General features: G+C 68.7%; 21 protein-coding genes. 5 read left to right on the forward strand and 16 right to left on the reverse strand.

All coding sequences use genetic code 11. The features are described from left to right. Window positions 1-2: 2 nt before the first annotated feature. Window positions 3-431, reverse strand: coding sequence for a 50S ribosomal protein L13 (gene rplM / locus SLW52_RS16315; RefSeq protein WP_010341420.1), 429 nt, complete (start codon window positions 429-431; stop codon window positions 3-5). Between the two features lie 213 nt (window positions 432-644). On the opposite strand from rplM, the gene coq7 reads away from it, so the two are divergent. Together coq7 and SLW52_RS16325 are read left to right on the forward strand one after the other, a co-directional pair. Next, window positions 645-1,289 (forward strand): 2-polyprenyl-3-methyl-6-methoxy-1,4-benzoquinone monooxygenase, encoded by a 645-nt coding sequence (gene coq7, locus SLW52_RS16320; RefSeq protein ID WP_017913963.1) that lies wholly within the window; start codon window positions 645-647, stop codon window positions 1,287-1,289. Between the two features lie 228 nt (window positions 1,290-1,517). Continuing rightward, a complete protein-coding gene (locus SLW52_RS16325; protein ID WP_017910330.1) occupies window positions 1,518-1,982 on the forward strand; it encodes a hypothetical protein in 465 nt (154 codons plus the stop codon). 24 nt (window positions 1,983-2,006) lie between these two features. Here SLW52_RS16325 and SLW52_RS16330 read toward each other — a convergent pair whose 3' ends face one another. Both SLW52_RS16330 and speD read right to left on the reverse strand, forming a co-directional pair. Further along, on the reverse strand, window positions 2,007-2,324 hold the full coding sequence (locus SLW52_RS16330) for a multidrug efflux SMR transporter (RefSeq protein WP_017910331.1): 318 nt from the start codon (window positions 2,322-2,324) through the stop codon (window positions 2,007-2,009). 116 nt (window positions 2,325-2,440) lie between these two features. Beyond that, the gene (gene speD / locus SLW52_RS16335) at window positions 2,441-3,235 is read right to left on the reverse strand and encodes an adenosylmethionine decarboxylase (protein WP_017910332.1); all 795 of its coding nucleotides are present in this window, start codon (window positions 3,233-3,235) and stop codon (window positions 2,441-2,443) included. A gap of 147 nt (window positions 3,236-3,382) precedes the next feature. Between speD and crp the strand changes: the two genes are divergently transcribed. From crp to SLW52_RS16350, 3 genes are all read left to right on the forward strand, one after another. After that, a complete protein-coding gene (gene crp / locus SLW52_RS16340; protein ID WP_010341415.1) occupies window positions 3,383-4,072 on the forward strand; it encodes a cAMP-activated global transcriptional regulator CRP in 690 nt (229 codons plus the stop codon). Window positions 4,073-4,099: 27 nt separating this feature from the next. After that, window positions 4,100-4,858: a sulfite exporter TauE/SafE family protein gene (locus SLW52_RS16345; protein ID WP_017913961.1), complete on the forward strand. Its 759-nt coding sequence runs from the start codon at window positions 4,100-4,102 to the stop codon at window positions 4,856-4,858. Between the two features lie 193 nt (window positions 4,859-5,051). Beyond that, the gene (locus tag SLW52_RS16350) at window positions 5,052-6,071 is read left to right on the forward strand and encodes a glycoside hydrolase family 5 protein (RefSeq protein ID WP_320740722.1); all 1,020 of its coding nucleotides are present in this window, start codon (window positions 5,052-5,054) and stop codon (window positions 6,069-6,071) included. Between the two features lie 27 nt (window positions 6,072-6,098). On the opposite strand, the gene SLW52_RS16355 is transcribed toward SLW52_RS16350, so the two are convergent. The 13 genes from SLW52_RS16355 to SLW52_RS16415 form a co-directional block, all read right to left on the reverse strand. Continuing rightward, on the reverse strand, window positions 6,099-6,836 hold the full coding sequence (locus SLW52_RS16355) for a haloacid dehalogenase-like hydrolase (RefSeq protein WP_295931159.1): 738 nt from the start codon (window positions 6,834-6,836) through the stop codon (window positions 6,099-6,101). Beyond that, window positions 6,833-7,630, reverse strand: a complete 798-nt coding sequence (gene trpC, locus SLW52_RS16360) for an indole-3-glycerol phosphate synthase TrpC (RefSeq protein ID WP_295931161.1) — start codon at window positions 7,628-7,630, stop codon at window positions 6,833-6,835. The genes SLW52_RS16355 and trpC overlap by 4 nt, the downstream gene beginning before the upstream one ends. A gap of 160 nt (window positions 7,631-7,790) precedes the next feature. Continuing rightward, complete coding sequence (gene trpD, locus SLW52_RS16365; protein ID WP_295931165.1) at window positions 7,791-8,849, reverse strand: anthranilate phosphoribosyltransferase; 1,059 nt, start codon at window positions 8,847-8,849, stop codon at window positions 7,791-7,793. Next, the gene (locus SLW52_RS16370; protein WP_152246495.1) at window positions 8,846-9,364 is read right to left on the reverse strand and encodes a DUF3304 domain-containing protein; all 519 of its coding nucleotides are present in this window, start codon (window positions 9,362-9,364) and stop codon (window positions 8,846-8,848) included. The genes trpD and SLW52_RS16370 overlap by 4 nt, the downstream gene beginning before the upstream one ends. A 9-nt stretch (window positions 9,365-9,373) precedes the next feature. Continuing rightward, window positions 9,374-10,012, reverse strand: coding sequence for a flavin reductase family protein (locus tag SLW52_RS16375; RefSeq protein WP_295931167.1), 639 nt, complete (start codon window positions 10,010-10,012; stop codon window positions 9,374-9,376). Between the two features lie 49 nt (window positions 10,013-10,061). Next, window positions 10,062-10,640, reverse strand: coding sequence for an aminodeoxychorismate/anthranilate synthase component II (locus SLW52_RS16380; protein WP_295931169.1), 579 nt, complete (start codon window positions 10,638-10,640; stop codon window positions 10,062-10,064). A gap of 10 nt (window positions 10,641-10,650) precedes the next feature. Beyond that, a complete protein-coding gene (locus SLW52_RS16385; RefSeq protein WP_318526839.1) occupies window positions 10,651-11,424 on the reverse strand; it encodes an SIMPL domain-containing protein in 774 nt (257 codons plus the stop codon). Between the two features lie 27 nt (window positions 11,425-11,451). Continuing rightward, window positions 11,452-12,522: an aminotransferase class I/II-fold pyridoxal phosphate-dependent enzyme gene (locus SLW52_RS16390; RefSeq protein WP_320740727.1), complete on the reverse strand. Its 1,071-nt coding sequence runs from the start codon at window positions 12,520-12,522 to the stop codon at window positions 11,452-11,454. After that, the gene (gene trpE, locus SLW52_RS16395) at window positions 12,519-13,994 is read right to left on the reverse strand and encodes an anthranilate synthase component I (RefSeq protein WP_150410978.1); all 1,476 of its coding nucleotides are present in this window, start codon (window positions 13,992-13,994) and stop codon (window positions 12,519-12,521) included. Before trpE ends, SLW52_RS16390 begins: the two co-directional genes overlap by 4 nt. Before the next feature lie 406 nt (window positions 13,995-14,400). Beyond that, window positions 14,401-15,339, reverse strand: coding sequence for a lipid kinase YegS (gene yegS, locus SLW52_RS16400; protein ID WP_320740728.1), 939 nt, complete (start codon window positions 15,337-15,339; stop codon window positions 14,401-14,403). A 217-nt stretch (window positions 15,340-15,556) separates the two neighbouring features. Further along, window positions 15,557-16,039, reverse strand: coding sequence for a GNAT family N-acetyltransferase (locus tag SLW52_RS16405; protein ID WP_017913951.1), 483 nt, complete (start codon window positions 16,037-16,039; stop codon window positions 15,557-15,559). Window position 16,040: 1 nt separating this feature from the next. Next, window positions 16,041-16,709 (reverse strand): ribulose-phosphate 3-epimerase, encoded by a 669-nt coding sequence (rpe, locus tag SLW52_RS16410; protein ID WP_017910179.1) that lies wholly within the window; start codon window positions 16,707-16,709, stop codon window positions 16,041-16,043. Window positions 16,710-16,718: 9 nt separating this feature from the next. Further along, a complete protein-coding gene (locus SLW52_RS16415; protein WP_010341396.1) occupies window positions 16,719-17,051 on the reverse strand; it encodes a DnaJ domain-containing protein in 333 nt (110 codons plus the stop codon). Window positions 17,052-17,066: the final 15 nt, after the last annotated feature.

Raw genomic sequence — 17,066 nt, forward strand, 5'->3', positions numbered from 1 at the left:
GATTAGATATCCAGAACCTGCGGCTGCTGAGCGGCGTGCGGATGCTCCGCACCGGAATAGACCTTGAGCTTGCGGTACATCGCGCGGCCCAGCGGGCCCTTGGGCAGCATGCCCTTGACCGCGATTTCGATCACGCGCTCCGGGTGGCGCTCCAGCGCCTGCTCCAGGCTCTCGGTCTTCAGGTTGCCGATGTAGCCGGTGAAGCGGTGGTACTTCTTGTCCTTGAGCTTGTTGCCGGTGACGACGATCTTCTCGGCGTTGATCACCACCAGGTAATCGCCGGTATCGACGTGCGGGGTGTAGACCGGCTTGTGCTTGCCGCGCAGGCGGCGGGCCAGTTCGGTGGAAAGCCGGCCCAGCGTTTTGCCGGCGGCGTCGACGAGATACCAGTCGCGCTGGACGGTCTCGGACTTAGCAGTGAAGGTGCTCATGATCAGACTCGGTTGGTCGGGCGGATTCCTGCAGCGAACGGCCGGAACTTTGCCACGCGTTGTGAATTGCAAAAACGCAAGAGGCGGAATTCTACGTGGCCCGGCCGCCGCGCGCAAGTGCGCCCTAGACCTGCGGTGCCAGGGTCGGTGGCGCGCTTGGCAGCACACCGGCCGGCGGCGAAAATCGAGGACCCACCGCTTCCGGGCTTCCCCATGACCGCCAGCCGCCAGCATTCCCCGCTCGATCGCGCCCTGGTCGAGGCCCAGCGCGCGCTGGAGACCGTATTCGGCGACCCGCCGGCGCAGCGCCCCTACCCGGCCGCGGCCACCGCCGATGTGGTGCTGGCGCCGGACGAGCGCCGCCATGCCGCCGGCCTGATGCGCATCAACCACGTCGGCGAGGTCTGCGCGCAGGGCCTGTATTTCGGCCAGGCCGCGGTCGCGCGCGATCCGGCCACCCGTGCGCACCTGCTGGAGGCGGCGCAGGAAGAGACCGACCACCTGGCCTGGTGCGCGGCGCGGCTGCGCGAACTGGATAGCCGCCCCAGCCTGTTCAATCCGCTGTGGTACGCCGGCAGCTACGCGATCGGCACCCTGGCCGGGCTGCGCGGCGACGGCTGGAACCTGGGCTTTGTGGTCGAGACCGAGCGCCAGGTCGAGGCGCACCTGGACGAGCACCTGCAGACCCTGCCGCCGGCCGACCTGCGCAGCCGCGACGTGCTGACAGTGATGAAGGCCGACGAGGCCCGCCACGCCGAGCATGCCGAACAGGCCGGGGCACGACGCCTGCCGCCGCCGATCCCCACGGTCATGGCCGCCGCCTCGCGACTGATGAAGGCCGTCGCCTATCGGCTGTAGCCGCCCGCCGGTCGGGCCGATGCCACCCCGGCTGGCATTGCCGGGCCGATCGCGTTAAAGTGAACGAACGCTGACTGATTCCACGTCGGCGCACGCCGTTCCGGCTGCGGTATCGCCATGTGCCGCAGCCACCGATGTACCCGTGCCGAGCCGCGCCCGTGTGCGCTCCGCCTGCAGACTGTCATGCCCGCATCCTCGCCCCATCTGCCATCGCCCCGGACCCGCTGGTTGTCGCGCCTGCTGTTCGCGACCCTGTTCGCGATCGGCGGCGGCGCCCTGCTGCATCACCTGCTCGGCGACTACCGCCAGGCCAGCGCGATCCTGCGCGACCATTCCGTCGCCACCGTCCCGGTGATCGCCGACGGCGCCTTCGGCGTGCAGACCGAGCCACTGGTGCGCTACCGCTTCCACTATGTGTTCGAGAGCAAGGGCCGCCTGCACAGCGGCGCCTTCGAGGCCAGCGGCGCGGAGGCCGCGCCGTTGCTGCTGGACGGCGCCACGGTCGAGATCGCCTACGCCAATGCCGATCCCGCACGCTTCGGGCGCCTGGACCAGCTGCAGCACGCCGGCAACCTCGGCAGCGTGTTCACCCGCGCGCTGATCGCACTGTCGATCGCCGCCCTGCTGGCGGTGGTCGCGCACCGGCTGCTGATCGGGCGGGTGCTGACCCGGCGCCGCATCGCCGCCGCCTGAGGCCCACGCGCGCGCGGGCTGCGCTCAGTGCCCGACCAGCTTCAGGCCGATCACCCCGACCACGATCAGGCCGATGCAGGCCAACCGCGCCGGCGAAGCGCTGTCGCCGAACAGGGCGATGCCGAGCACCGCCGTGCCCAGCGCACCGATCCCGGTCCAGATCGCATAGGCGGTGCCCAGCGGGATGTGCTTGAGCGCCTGGGTCAGCAGCCACAGGCTCAGGCCCGCACCGGCCAGGGTGGCCACGGTCGGCCACGGCCGGGTGAAGCCTTCGCTGTACTTCAGGCCGAGGGCGAAGCCGATCTCGAACAGACCGGCGAGCAGCAGGTAGATCCAGGGCATTGTCTTTCTCCGTAGACAAATGAAAACGAAAACGGCCCGATGTCTGCACATCGGGCCGCCGTCGGCAGGGGTCGCAGCGCGTGCTGCGGGCGGGCCGTCCCGCCGGTGTGGAGCGCTTACTCGGACAGGTTGCGCCCGTGGAACAGCTCCTCGATCTCGCGCTTGAGCAGCGCCTCGATGCGCATGCGCTCCTTGAACGAGAGATTCTTGGCCTTTTCCTCGAACAGGTACTGGTCCAGGTCGAAGTCCTTCAGGTGCATCTTGGTGTGGAAGATGTTCTCCTGATAGACGTTGACGTCGAACATTTCGTAGCGCGACTTGACGTTCTTGGCCAGGAAGTTCTGGATCGAGTTGATCTTGTGGTCGATGTAGTGCTTCTTGCCCTTCACGTCGCGGGTGAAGCCGCGCACGCGGTAATCCATGATCACGATGTCCGATTCCAGGCTCTCGATCAGGTAATTGAGGGCCTTCAGCGGCGAAATCACGCCGCAGGTGGCGACATCGATGTCGGCGCGGAACGTGGCGATACCGTGCTGCGGATGGGTTTCCGGGTAGGTATGGACGGTGATGTGGCTCTTGTCCATGTGCGCGACCACGGCATCGGAAATGATCTCCTTGCCCGCCGCCTTCTTGTCGATGACCGGCTCCTCGGAGATCAGGATCGTCACCGAGGCGCCCTGCGGATCGTAGTCCTGGCGCGCGATGTTGAGGATGTTGGCGCCGATGATCTCGGCCACATCGGTGAGGATCTGGGTCAGGCGATCGGCGTCGTACTGCTCGTCGATGTACTCGATGTAGCGCTGGCGCTCCTCTTCGGAGATCGCGTAGCAGACGTCGTAGATGTTGAAGCTCAACGCCTTGGTGAGGTTGTTGAAACCTTGCAGCCTCAGGCGAGGCAACGGCTTGACCACGGCGTGGATCCTCTGGAAGTGGGTCGGGGGGAAAGCCAATCAATTATGAGCCAAATGGCCGCGCTGCGAAACGTGGCGTCCGTCTCTTGTTTGCCGCCGCGAACGCGTCCCGTTAAGCTTCGGGAATTACGCCGTAGCGAAGCCGCCATGAGCCCCGGAAACACATCCACTGCAGCACCTGTGCGCATCGCTCCAAGTCCTTTGACGTTGGACACCGCCACCATCGACCGCTTCCTGGCCCACAGCCACCGTCGCCGCTATCCGGCGCGGACGGACGTGTTCAGGCCAGGCGATCCGGCCGGCACCCTGTACTACGTGGTCAGCGGCTCGGTCAGCATCATCGCCGAGGAAGATGACGACCGCGAGTTGGTGCTGGGCTATTTCGGCAGCGGCGAGTTCGTCGGCGAGATGGGCCTGTTCATCGAGTCCGACCAGCGCGAGGTGATCCTGCGCACCCGCACGCCCTGCGAACTGGCCGAGATCAGCTACGAGCGCCTGCACCAGCTGTTCCTGGGCTCGCTGTCGTCCGATGCGCCACGGGTGCTGTACGCGATCGGCGTGCAGCTGTCCAAGCGCCTGCTGGACACCTCGCGCAAGGCCAGCCGCCTGGCGTTCCTGGACGTGACCGACCGCATCGTGCGCACCCTGCACGACCTGGCCCAGGAGCCGGAGGCGATGAGCCACCCGCAGGGCATGCAGTTGCGCGTGTCGCGGCAGGAACTGGCGCGACTGGTCGGCTGCTCGCGCGAGATGGCCGGCCGCGTGCTGAAGAAGCTGCAGGTCGACGGCATCCTGCACGCCCGCGGCAAGACCGTGGTGCTGTACGGCGCGCGCTGACCGCCATGGGTCGATAGGCCCGGCACGATGGTGCTGAGCGAGACCTTCTACTGGTTCGTGCTGGTCGGCCTGGCCGCCCAGCTGGTGGACGGCGCGCTGGGCATGGCTTTCGGCCTGGTTTCGTCCTCGGTCCTGCTGAGCCTGGGCCTGCCGCCGGCGGTGGTCAGCGCCAGCGTGCACAGCGCCGAGGTGTTCACCACCGGCGCCTCGGGCCTGTCGCACCTGGCCCTGGGCAACGTCGACAAGCGGCTGTTCCTGCGCCTGGCGCTGCCGGGCATGGTCGGCGGGGTCGCCGGCGCCTACGTGCTGACCCAGTTGCCGGGCGAGCTGATCCGCCCCTTCGTCTATCTGTATCTGCTGGCCCTGGCGGTGCTGATCCTGCTGCGCGCGGCCGGCCGTGCGCTGCCGCGCCGCGAGGTGCGGCGGGTGCCGCTGCTGGGTTTCGTCGCCGGCCTGCTGGACGCCAGCGGCGGTGGCGGCTGGGGCCCGGTGGCGACCTCGACCCTGCTCGCCCACGGCGGCCAGGCCCGCACCACCATCGGCACGGTCAACGCCGCCGAGTTCCTGGTGACGCTGTCGATCTCGCTGACCTTTCTGCTGACCATGGGCGTGCAGCACCTGGACATCGTGCTCGGCCTGCTGGTCGGCGGCATGCTCGCCGCGCCGCTGGCGGCGCTGCTGGTCAAGCGCGTGCGCGAGCGCTGGGTGCTGGTGGCGGTGGGCCTGCTGGTGCTGGGCATCAGCCTGTATCAGGTGGGCGGGGCGTTGTATCGGTGGTTGGGGTGAGGCCCGGGATTTGGGAGTCGGGATTGGGGATTCGCAAAGGCGGTCTCCGCGGCGCTGAAGCCGTTGCGCTGGTGACCCGATCTGCGGTCAGGCCGCGTTCGCTTTTGCCGGGGTGGGCCGCGCGATGATCGCGGCCGGGACGCCGCCGCCGATGGCCGCGCGTCTCGCCTCTCCCCTGCCCCGCGAAACCGCCATGCGCCGTGCCCTTCCGCTCTTCCTGGCCTTGCTGTGCCTGGTGCTGCCGGCGCCGCGCGCGCAGGCCGACGACGCTTTCGCCCGGCTCGGGCGCGGGGTCAACATCCTCGGCTACGACCCGCTGTGGAACGACCCGGCGAAGGCGCGTTTCCGCCCGCCGCTGTACCGCACGATCCGCGACGGCGGCTTCCGCACGGTGCGGGTCAACCTGCAGGCGTTCGCACACATGGACGCGGACAACCGGCTCGACCCGACCTGGCTGAAGACGCTGGACACGGTGGTCGACCAGGCCACCGCGGCCGGCCTGAACGTGATCCTGGACGAACACGACTTCCACCCCTGCGCCGCCGATGCCGCGCTGTGCCGGACCAAGTTGCTGGCGTTCTGGAGCCAGGTCGCCCCGCGCTACCGCCATGCGCCGCCGTCGGTGCTGTTCGAGATCCTCAACGAGCCCAACGGCCAGATGACCAGCGCGGTGTGGAACGACCTGCTGCACGATGCGCTGCAGATCATCCGCCGCGACAACCCGACCCGCACGGTGGTGGTGGGCCCGGGCAACAGCAATTCCTTCACCGCGCTCGACAGCCTGCGCCTGCCCGAGGACGATGCGCACCTGCTGGTCACCGTGCACTACTACAATCCGTTCCGCTTCACCCACCAGGGCGCGCCGTGGGCCCCGGCGGACATCCGCGACCGCACCGGCGTGAGCTGGGGCAGCGCAGCCGACCGGACCAAGCTCTACGGCGAGTTCGACCGCATCGCGGCCTGGGCCAAGGCGCATCACCGGCAGGTACTGCTGGGCGAGTTCGGTGCCTACGAGCAGGCGCCGCCGGCCGATCGCCTGGCCTGGACGGTGGCGGTGGTCAACGCCGCCGAGAAACGCCATTTCGCCTGGGCGTATTGGGAGTTCGAGGGCAGCTTCGGCGCCTACGACATCGACCGCGGGCAATGGGTCGCGCCGCTGCACCATGCGCTTGTGGGCAGCGACAGCGCTTACCGCGGGTCTGCCGGCGGCTGACGCCGGCCTTCCCCGCCGCGGCGCGCCCTAGAGGGAACCGCCAGCGTCGCCGGCGCGGTCGCGGCAGCCCCAGTTGAGGATCGGCGTGCCGGACGGCAGCAGCCGGCGGAACACCGCCACCGCGCCGTGCTTGGGATTGACCACCACCGGCGCGGCCGCGGCCTGCAACAGCGGCAGATCGGCGGTGCTGTCGGAATAGGCCATGGCGATCTCGCCGTAGCCCAGTTCGCGCAGCATGCGCATCTTTTCCTCGTTGTGGCAGTGGCGCGTGGCGGTGACCGCGCCCAGGCGCGGGCCGATCAGGCTGCCGACCACCGGCACGTCCTGGTGCGCGACGAAGCCGAGGATGGCGCGGGCCAGTTCCGGCGGCGCGCCGGTGGCGACCACCACGCGATCGCCGGCGGCGCGGTGCCGGGCGAACACCTCCAGCGCCTGCGGCAACAGCCGCTGGCGGATCTGCGCCTGATGCTGCAGCACGTACTGGTCGATGATGCGGTTGAACTCGCGGGCGCGGCGCAGGCCGAAGCTGGCGATCCAGACGTAGCCGGAAATGCCGGTGCGGCGGGTCGGCAGCATCGCCACCAGCGGCCCCAGCAACGGGGTGGCCAGCACCGCGGCGGCCAGGCGCAGCGGATTGCGCTTGATCAGCCAGGCGAACAGGTGGCTGCCGGAATCGCCGTCGTACAGGGTGTGGTCGAAATCGAATACCACCAGCGGCGCATCGGCGCGCGGCAGCGGATACGGGCTGGCGTCCTGCCCGCTCATGCCGCGAAGAACAGCTGGCGCAGCGCCTCGCCCGGTTCCTCGGCGCGCATGAACGCCTCGCCGACCAGGAACGCGTGCACGCCGGCGCCGCGCATCAGCGCCACATCGTCCGGGCCGAGGATGCCGCTTTCGGTGACCAGCAGGCGGTCGCGCGGCACCGCGTTCTGCATCGACAGGGTGGTCTGCAGCGACACCTCGAAGGTGCGCAGGTTGCGGTTGTTGATGCCGATCAGCGGCGCCGGCACCTGCAGCGCGCGTTCCAGTTCGTCGATGTCGTGCACTTCCACCAACACGTCCATGCCCAGCTGCAGGGCCAGCGACGACAGCTCGGCCAGTTGCAGGTCGTCCAGCGCGGCCACGATCAGCAGGATGCAGTCGGCGCCGAGCGTGCGCGCCTCGTACACCTGGTACGGATCGATGGTGAAGTCCTTGCGCAGCACTGGCAGGGTGCAGGCGTCGCGCGCCTGCTGCAGATAGCGGTCGTGGCCCTGGAAGAAATCCTCGTCGGTCAGCACCGACAGGCAGGCCGCGCCGCCGAACTCGTAGCTGACCGCGATGTCGGCCGGGTGGAAGTCCGGGCGGATCACGCCCTTGGACGGGCTGGCCTTCTTGACCTCGGCAATCACCGCCGGGTCGCCGTTGGCGATGGCCGCCTGCAACGCGCGGGCGAAGCCGCGGGTGGGCGGCATGACCTCCGCGCGGGCGACCAGCTCGGCCAGCGGCACGCGCGCGCTGCGCTCGGCGATCTCGTCGGCCTTGCGCGCGAGGATGGTGCGGAGAATGTCGCTGCTCATGCGGTGGGAATCCTGGGGGATGGCCGGATTATCGGCGATGTGGGGTAAAGAAGGGACCCGGGACCCGGGACCCGCAACAGCCTGGGCCGCCATGCAAGTAGTGCAACCGACGACATGCCCGAGTCGAGACGAGGGGCCGCAGATCGGCGACGCCCTGCGCTTAGCGGGTCCCGGGTCCCGGGTCCCGGGCCCCGACCAGACCCTGCGTACACGCCACATACGCCTCCAGCTTGGCCCGCGCACGCCCATCGGCGATGGCCGCACGCGCCAGGGCGATGCCGGCACCGATGTCCTCGGCCAGGCCGGCCACGTACAGCGCCGCGCCGGCGTTGAAGGCGACGATGTCCAGGGCCGGGCCGGGCACGTTGTCGAGCACGGCGCGCAGCATCGCCATCGATTCGGCGGCGTCGGCGACCTTGAGGTTGCGGCTGGCCGACATGGCGATGCCGAAATCCTCCGGGTGCACCTCGTACTCGCGGACCTGGCCGTCGCGCAGTTCGCCGACCAGGGTGCCGGCGCCGAGCGAGAGTTCGTCCATGTCGTCGCGGCCCCACACCACCAGCGCGCGTTCGGCGCCCAGTTCCTGCAGCACGCGCGCCTGGATGCCGACCAGGTCGGAGTGGAACACGCCCATCAGGATGTTCGGCGCGCCGGCCGGGTTGGTCAGCGGGCCGAGGATGTTGAAGATGGTGCGCACGCCCATCTCGCGCCGCACCGGCGCCACCACCTTCATCGCCGGGTGGTGCACCGGGGCGTACATGAAGCCGATGCCGGTCGCCGCCAACGCCTGCGCCACCTGCTCGGGCTGTAGTTCGATCGCCGCGCCCAGCGCCTCCAGCGCATCGGCGCTGCCGGACTTGGAGGAGACGCTGCGGTTGCCGTGCTTGGCGACCTTGGCGCCGGCCGCCGCGGCCACGAACATCGCGCAGGTGGAGATGTTGAAGGTATGCGAGCCATCGCCGCCGGTGCCGACGATGTCGACCATGTGGGTACGGTCGACGACCGGCACGGTGCGCGAGAACTCGCGCATCACCACCGCCGCACCGGCGATCTCGCCGACCGTTTCCTTCTTGACCCGCAGCCCGGTGAGGATGGCCGCGGTCATCATCGGCGACACCTCCCCGCGCATGATCTGCCGCATCAGCCCCACCATCTCGTCGTGGAAGATCTCGCGGTGCTCGATGGTGCGTTGCAGGGCTTGCTGGGGGGTGATGGTCATGGGAGAGGAGCTGCTCGTAGCTGGGGAAGAAGTAGATCTTTTCGGGTTTCCCAGGGGCGTTTATCTTCTTCGCTCATGGGGTAAAGAGGATGTCCAATGCCATATTCCGAAATGACTACCTTGACTTTATGGCCTGGATAAAAATGCACTTGAATATCCCCGCCTTGGCTTGGATATTGGGGTAGATCAACAATTGCTTCTTGCGGCGATGGGGGCTGCGGGCCATTTTGCGTGGTGTCATAGGCCCATTGGATCTTGACCTTCATTCCCGGATGCCAATGCCTTGGAATGGACGCACAACATGACCCCCCACCACCCCCTTCCTCAGGCGAAAGGTTGGGTCCACTTGCGCCGTCGACTGTAAATCTCTCGATGCTCCAATCGCTCATGTGATTGTAGCCAGTCACAGATGCGGGCAAGCGATCATTGCCGCAACCACTTAATGAGATGCAGGCGACAAGCATGGACAATGAATTCCAGTACTGGATGCGTTTTTTTGTTTTTCTGTTTTGCATGTGATGGGCTCAGCGCGCCTGCGTCGGCCGCGACATGCGCAGGCGCCCTTGCGCCAGCACCTCGAAGTAGTCGGCCGGGCCACCGGCGCGCAGCAGGGTGGCGACCGCGGCCGGGTCGTAGATGCCGTCCTGCAGGGCGTGCTCGGCGATGTGCACGCCGACCACCTCGCCCAGCACCAGCCAGGTCTGGATCGGCTCGCCGCGTGCGCTTTGCAGCGGCAGCAGCTGGCTGAGCCGGCATTCGAAGCTGACCGGGCTGGCGGCCACCCGCGGCGCACCGATCAGGCGCGAGGGCGCGGCGGTCAGGCCGGCCAGCGCGAACTCGTCGACCTCCGGTGCCACCGCGGCGGAACTGGCGTTCATCGCCTCGGCCAGCGGCCGCGTGGCCAGGTTCCAGGTGAACTCGCCCGTGGCCTCGATGTTACGCACGCTGTCCTTCCAGCCGATGCTGGCGAAGCCGACGATCGGCGGGACGTAGTTGAAGGCGTTGAAGAAGCTGTAGGGCGCCAGGTTGGCGATGCCGTCGGCGCCGCGCGAACCGATCCATCCGATCGGCCGCGGCCCCACAATCGCGTTGAACGGGTCGTGCGGCAAGCCGTGGCCGTTGGCCGGTTCGTAGAAATGGAAGGCGTCGGTGCGCTCGTGCATCGGCAGGGTCCGGCAGTGACGGGAAGCGGGCGAGGCCCGCGCGGCGCGCTCAGCGCTCCAGGAAGTTCTTCAGCAAGGCGTGGCCATGCTCGGTGAGGATGGACTCGGGATGGAACTGCACGCCCTCGACCGGGAACTGGCGATGGCGCAGGCCCATGATCTCCTCCACCGAGCCGTCGTCGTGTTCGGTCCAGGCCGTCACTTCCAGGCAGTCGGGCAGCGTGGTCTTCTCCACCACCAGCGAGTGGTAGCGGGTGGCCTCGTAGCGGTCCGGCAGGCCGGCGAACACGCCGCGGCCTTCGTGACGGATGCGCGAAGTCTTGCCGTGCATGATGGTGCCGGCACGCACCACCTGCCCACCGTAGACCTGGCCGATGCTCTGGTGGCCCAGGCACACGCCCAGGATCGGGATGCGCTGGCCCAGCCGCTCGATCAGTTGCAGCGACACACCCGCCTCGTTCGGCGTGCACGGTCCTGGCGAGATGACGATGCGCTCGGGCGCCAGGCGCTCGATCTCGTCCACGCTGAGCGCATCGTTGCGCACCACCTTGACCTCGGCGCCGAGCGCCTGCAGGTACTGCACGAGGTTGTAGGTAAAGCTGTCGTAGTTATCCAGCATCAGCAGCATGGCGAAGGACTCATTGCGCGATCAGGAAGACCGCATAGACGTTTTCGGAGAGGGTGAGGGTGCCGGCTTCGAGGGATTCGGCCAATGGCGCTGCGGCAGCGCGGTTGCCCGTCACCTGGATGGCATCCAGGCTGTAGCCAAAGCCACCACCAGCCTGGCTTCGTCCTCCTTGCCAGGTGCCTGCCTGAATTCCGTAGGCGAAGTTGGGGGCGACCGTGGAAATCGTGTACAGCCCGCCTAGCGCTACCCCGTAAGCGCGTGCCAGTTCTTGCGCCGAGACGCGCGTCTGCTCGACTGCCTGGCGCTTGAGTTCGGCGCGCACCTCCGCTTCCTTGCTGTAGGCGGGAGTGATCGCGGAGACCTGCAGAGACTGGCTGGTCTTCAACCCTGCCAAAAACTGGCGCACATCGTCGAGTGCGGAAAAGTCGGCGGACAACGTGCGTTGCACCTTGGTTCCCTTGAACACCTGGCGGTCGTTCTCGTAGCGCCGTTCCGGCGAGATCGACAAGGTGGACGCCTGTACGCTGTTGCTCAGAGCATGGTGTTGCTTGAAGGCCGAAAGAACACTGGTCGCATCCTCCTGCACCCGCGCGCGTGCCACTTCCGGCGCAACGTCGACGGCTTCCAACGTCAATTTGATATTGAACCGATCAGGAATCACTTCGCGCTGCGCCTCGCCCTTCACCAACAAATGCGGCTGCGACGGCAGGCTGTTGACCTGCGCGCTGGCGACGGCCGGCAAGACCAGCACCGCGGCAAAGGCCCAGGCGACAAGCGTACGGATTTTCATCTTCCTCTCCTTGGCGGAATGTCAGCCGGCCGCACGCGGCGTGCCGGAGTGGATCAGCGCGGCGAAATCCGCGATCAACGTGTCGATCGCATCGGCCTGCGTCGCCCACGACGTCACGAAGCGGATCACCCAACGGCCGTCGCCCAGCACCTGCCAGCGCTCGAAGTCGTAGCGCTGTGCCAGCGTCTCGACCGCGGCGGCAGGCAGGATCACGAACAGTTGGTTGGTCGGCGAGTCCGAGGCGAACTCCGCGCCGGCCGCGGCCAGTCCCTCGCGCAGCCGCGCGGCCATGCGGTTGGCATGCGCGGACAGTTCGTAGAACAGCCCGTCCTCGAACAGCGCGGCGAACTGCGTGCCCAGCACCATGCCCTTGGCCAGCAGCGCGCCGCGCTGCTTGAGCAGGTAGCGGAAATCCGCTTTCAACACCGGGTTGAGGATCACCAGCGCCTCGCCCAGCAAGGCACCATTCTTGGTGCCGCCGATGTAGAACGCGTCGGTCAGCGCGGCGACGTCGGCCATGCGCAGATCGTTGCCCTGGGCGGTGAGCGCGCTGCCGATGCGCGCGCCGTCCAGGAACAGCAGCAGGCCATGCGCGTCGCAGAACGCGCGCAAGGCCTGCAGTTCGTGCTTGCGGTAAATCGTGCCGACCTCGGTGGTGTTGGACACGTAGACCAGCCGCGGCTGCACCACGTGCTCGTTGCCGTGCTCGGCCAGCAGCGGCGCGATCCGCTCCGGCGTGAGCCGGCCGTCGGCCGCGCCCACGGTGAGCACCTTGTGGCCGGTGGCCTCGATCGCGCCGGTCTCGTGGGTGGCGATGTGGCCGCAGGCCGCGGCGATCACCGCCTGGTGCGGGCGCAGGAACGCGGCGATGGCGGTGAGGTTGGTCTGGGTGCCGCCCACCAGCAGGTGCACGTCGGCGTCGGCGCAGCCGATCTCGGCACGGAGCAGCTGCGCGGCGCGCGCGCTGTGCCGGTCCAGGCCATAGCCGGCGTTCTGCTCGGCGCTGGCGGTGGCCAGCGCGGCCAGCACGCGCGGATGCGCGCCTTCGCTGTAGTCGTTGCGGAAGCCGATCCGCGGCGTGGCGGCGCTCACAACCCCTTCGCCGCTTCGGCGACCGCACGGAACAGCGCGCGGCCCTTGTTCATCGTCTCGTCCCACTCGGTCTGCGGATCGGAGTCGTAGACGATGCCGGCGCCGGCCTGCACGTGCAGGCGGCCGTGCTTGATCACCGCGGTGCGGATGGCGATGGCGGTATCGGCGTCGCCGTGCCAGCCGAGGTAGCCGATGCTACCGGCGTAGACGTTGCGCTTGATCGGCTCCAGCTCGCGAATGACTTCCAGCGCGCGGATCTTCGGCGCGCCGCTGACGGTGCCGGCAGGGAAGGTGGCGCGCAGCACGTCGGCGTAGCTGAGGCCGGGCAGCAGGCGGCCGGTGACTTCGCTGACGATGTGCATGACGTGGCTGTAGCGTTCGATCACGAAGCGCTCGCCGACGGCGACGCTGCCGGCCTGCGAGACCCGGCCGGCATCGTTGCGGCCCAGGTCGATCAGCATCAGGTGCTCGGCGCGCTCCTTCGGATCGGCGAGCAGTTCCGCCTCCAGTGCCTGGTCCTCTTCCGGGGTCTTGCCGCGCGGCCGGGTGCCGGCGATCGGACGCACGGTGACCTGGCCGTTCTCCAGCCGCACCAGGATCTCCGGCGAGGAGCCGACCACCTGGGTGTCGCCGACATCGAGGAAATACATGTAGGGCGACGGGTTCAGCGCACGCAGCGCGCGGTACACGTCCACCGGGCGCGCGGTGAACGGCACGCTCAGGCGCTGGCTCAGCACCACCTGGAAGATGTCGCCGGCGCGGATGTAGTCCTTGGACTTCTCCACCGCGGCGACGAAGCCCTCGCGGGTGAACCCGGAGACGAAGTCGCTCTCGTCCAGCACGTCGCGCGCCAGCGGCGCGGGGTAGCCGGCGCCGGGCTGGCGCAACGTCGTGGTGAGCGCATCCAGGCGTGCCTGCGCGCGCTCCCAGGCGTCGGCTTCGGCCGGGTCGGCATGCACGATCAGGTACAGGCGGCCCTTGAGGTTGTCGAAGACCGCCACTTCCTCGGACAGCATCAGCAGGATGTCCGGGGTGTCCAGTTCGTCGCGTGCCACAGCACCGGCCAGGCGCGGCTCGATATAACCGATGCATTCGAAGCCGAACCAGCCGACCAGGCCGCCGGTGAAGCCGGGCACGCCCGCCAGCTTGGGCACCACATGCTGGGCGCGCAGCGCCTCGACCTCGGCGAAGGGATCGGCGACCTCGCGGCGCTCGATCAGCTCGCCATGGTCGCGCACCTCCAGGGTGTGCCCGCGGAAGGTGTACACGCGGCGCACCGGCAGGCCGATGATCGAGTAGCGCCCGAAGCGTTCGCCGCCTTCGACCGATTCGAACAGGTAGGTATGCGGGGCGTCGGCGAGCTTGAGATAGACCGACAGCGGCGTGTCCAGGTCGGACAGCACTTCGCGGACGACGGGGATGCGGGTGTGACCTTCAGCGGCGTAGCGCTGGAACTGCTCGCGGGTAATCAAGACGGCTTTCCTTCCGGGACTCGGTGACAGGGCGGACGACGGCTGCAGGCCACCATCGCCACGCACGGCGAGCGGAAGTGAAGGAACGCGGGGTCGTCAGACTGGACACGGCGGCTACTTTACCGCAACTGCGGCGACTGGCAACGGTTGCAGACGCGACCGATCGAGTGCGGTGCGGAGGTGGTCGGCGAGGGCGTCGCGTCGGGACTGAAGTCCCTCCCGCAGGAGGGCGGCGCATGACATCGGGCGCGCTGTTCGGCGCGCATCGCACCCATCCGTGATCCGTCGTGTTCGTCCTGCCACGGCGCGACCGAGCGCGGTGTTGCGGAGATCGGTAAGGACAGCGCGTCGGGACTGAAGTCCCTCCCACATGTGCGCCGGCCTTCGGGCTGGCCCCGACCTGCGGTTAGCGCTCTGGCGCCTGCAGCAGCGGCGAGTCCGGCGGCAGATGCATGCGCAGGCGCCCGGGCACGCAGTCGATGCGGAAGTGGCGCGAGGTTTCCGGCTCGCCGTCCAGATTCAGGGTCAGCGGCTGCGCCGCTTCGATCCGCAGCCACGGCAGGCGCGCGCGCACCGCCACCCGCTCCAGCGCGGCCTGCTTGCCGGACGTGACCAGGGTGCCCAGGGTCGCGGCGACCTCGCCGGTCAGCTCGGGCACCAGGGTCAGGTCGAGCAGGCCGTCGTCGAGCAGCGCCTCCGGGCACAGCACCTGGCCACCGCCGGCCTGGCGGCCGTTGCCCAGGCCGAGCGCGATGAAATCGCCTTCCCAGGCAAACTCCGGCCCCTCGAAGCGGGCCCGGATCGGATCGATCCGGCCCAGCCGGCTCATGCCGGTGACCAGGTAGGCCAGCCCGCCCAGCATCTTCTTCAGGCCTTCGTCGGTCTCCACCGTGACCTGGGTGCCGAAGCCGCCGCTGGCGACATTGGCGCACCAGTGCGGGCCGTGCTCGGCCTCGATGCGCAACAGGTCGATCGGCTGCGCCGGCGTGCGGGCGATCAGTTCCAGTGCTTCCAGCGGCGGCAGCGGGATACCGGTCGCGGTGGCGAAATCATTGGCCGTGCCCAGCGCCACCAGCCCCAGGGCCGGCAGCGCGTCGCCCGGTTCCTGGCGATGCGCCAGCGCCGTGGCGACCTCGCTGAGGGTGCCGTCGCCGCCGGCGGCGACGATGCACGCAGCACCATCGGCCACCGCTTCGGCCACGTAGCGCTCGGCATCGCCCTGCTCCCAGGTCACCCGCACCTGCAGGGCCACGCCGCGCGCACGCATGGCCATGACCGCCTCGCGCAACGCCTCGTCGCCGGCCGATTTGCCGTTGAGGATCAGACGCCAATGCGCTGCAGCCATGCGAACCATCCCGGGGTGAGGCGCCCAGGCTAACGGGCGCGGCATGCGCGATGCGTGAATCCAGGCGGGTGCGCTGTCATACGCACGTCACCGTGCGTCCGGAACATGGAAGGCCATAGCAAGGAAGACGGATGGAGGCAGGATCAGCCTCCGATTTCTCTCCCAGGGGCCGCACCGGCGACGGTGCGGTTCTTTTCTTTTGGCGGTCCGACGCCGCTCAGCCGGCCGCGAACCTGGCCAGCGCCTCGCCCTGCAGGCGATAGACGGTCCACTCGTCCTGCGCGCGGGCGCCGACCGCTTCGTAGAAGTCGATCGCCGGCTGGTTCCAGTCCAGCACCGACCATTCGAAGCGGCCGCAGCCCTCGGCCACCGCCTGCCGCGCCAGGTGCTGCAGCAGCGCCTTGCCGGCGCCCACGCCGCGGTGCGCCGGGTCCACGTACAGGTCTTCCAGGTACAGGCCGTTGCGGCCGAGCCAGGTGGAGTAGTTGTAGAAGTACACCGCGTAGCCGATCGGCTGGCCGTCGGCCTCGCAGATCAGTGCCTGCGCGCGGGCATCGGCGCCGAACAGCGTCGCGCGCAGGCCGGCCTCGTCGGTCTGCACCGCGTCCTCGGCGCGCTCGTAGCGGGCCAGGTCGCGGATCAGGCGCAGGATCAGCGCCGCATCGTCGGCCACCGCCGGGCGGATGTGCAGCGCCGCCATCTCAGCGCCCCGCCACCGCGGCGCGCATCTGCGTGATCACCTCGGCGTAGTCCGGCGCATTGAAGATGGCCGAGCCGGCGACGAAGGTGTCGGCGCCAGCGGCGGCGATCGCGGCGATGTTGTCCGGCTTGACCCCGCCGTCGATCTCCAGCCGGATCGGCTTGCCGCTGGCGTCGATGCGGGCGCGGATCGCGCGCAGCTTGTCCAGCGCCGAGGGAATGAAGGCCTGGCCGCCGAAGCCCGGGTTGACCGACATCACCAGCACCAGGTCCAGGTCGTCCAGCACCCAGTCGAGGATGTCCACCGGGGTGGCCGGGTTGAGCACCAGGCCGGCCTTGCAGCCGTGCGACTTGATCAGCTGGATGCTGCGGTGCACGTGGCGGCTGGCCTCGGGATGGAAGCTGATGATGCTGGCGCCGGCCTCGGCGAAATCCGGGATCAGCCGGTCCACCGGCTCCACCATCAGGTGCACGTCGATCGGCGCGGTGACGCCGTGCTTGCGCAGCGCCTGGCAGACCATCGGGCCGATGGTGAGGTTCGGCACGTAATGGTTGTCCATCACGTCGAAGTGGATCCAGTCGGCGCCGGCGCGCAGCACGGCATCCACTTCCTCGCCGAGGCGGGCGAAATCGGCGGACAGGATGGACGGGGAGATGATGCAGTCGGACATGGCGGGATCTCAGCGCTTGCGCAGGGTGCGGATACGGTCGTAGGCGGTGTTGAGCTGGCTGGCCTTCTTCTCGGCGCGGGCGCGCAGCTCGGGGCTGGCGCTGGCGACCTTGTCGGGGTGGTACTGGGACATCAGCCGGCGATAGGCCAGTTCGATCTCGGCGTCGGTGGCGTCGCGGGTCAGGCCGAGTTCCCGGTAGGGATCCTCGCGCTGGGACAGCTTGAACCAGTCGGCGTCGAAGGCGTGCCCGATCAGCAGCCCGATCAACGCGCCCAGCACCGGCGTGGGCCGCAGCAGCAGGGCCCCGGCGATGGCGCCGAGCAGTTTTCCGTACCAGGGCATGGGGCAAGGGCGGGC

The sequence above is a fragment of the Xanthomonas sp. LF02-5 genome (genome assembly GCF_034105325.1).
GTDB lineage: Bacteria > Pseudomonadota > Gammaproteobacteria > Xanthomonadales > Xanthomonadaceae > Xanthomonas_A > Xanthomonas_A sontii.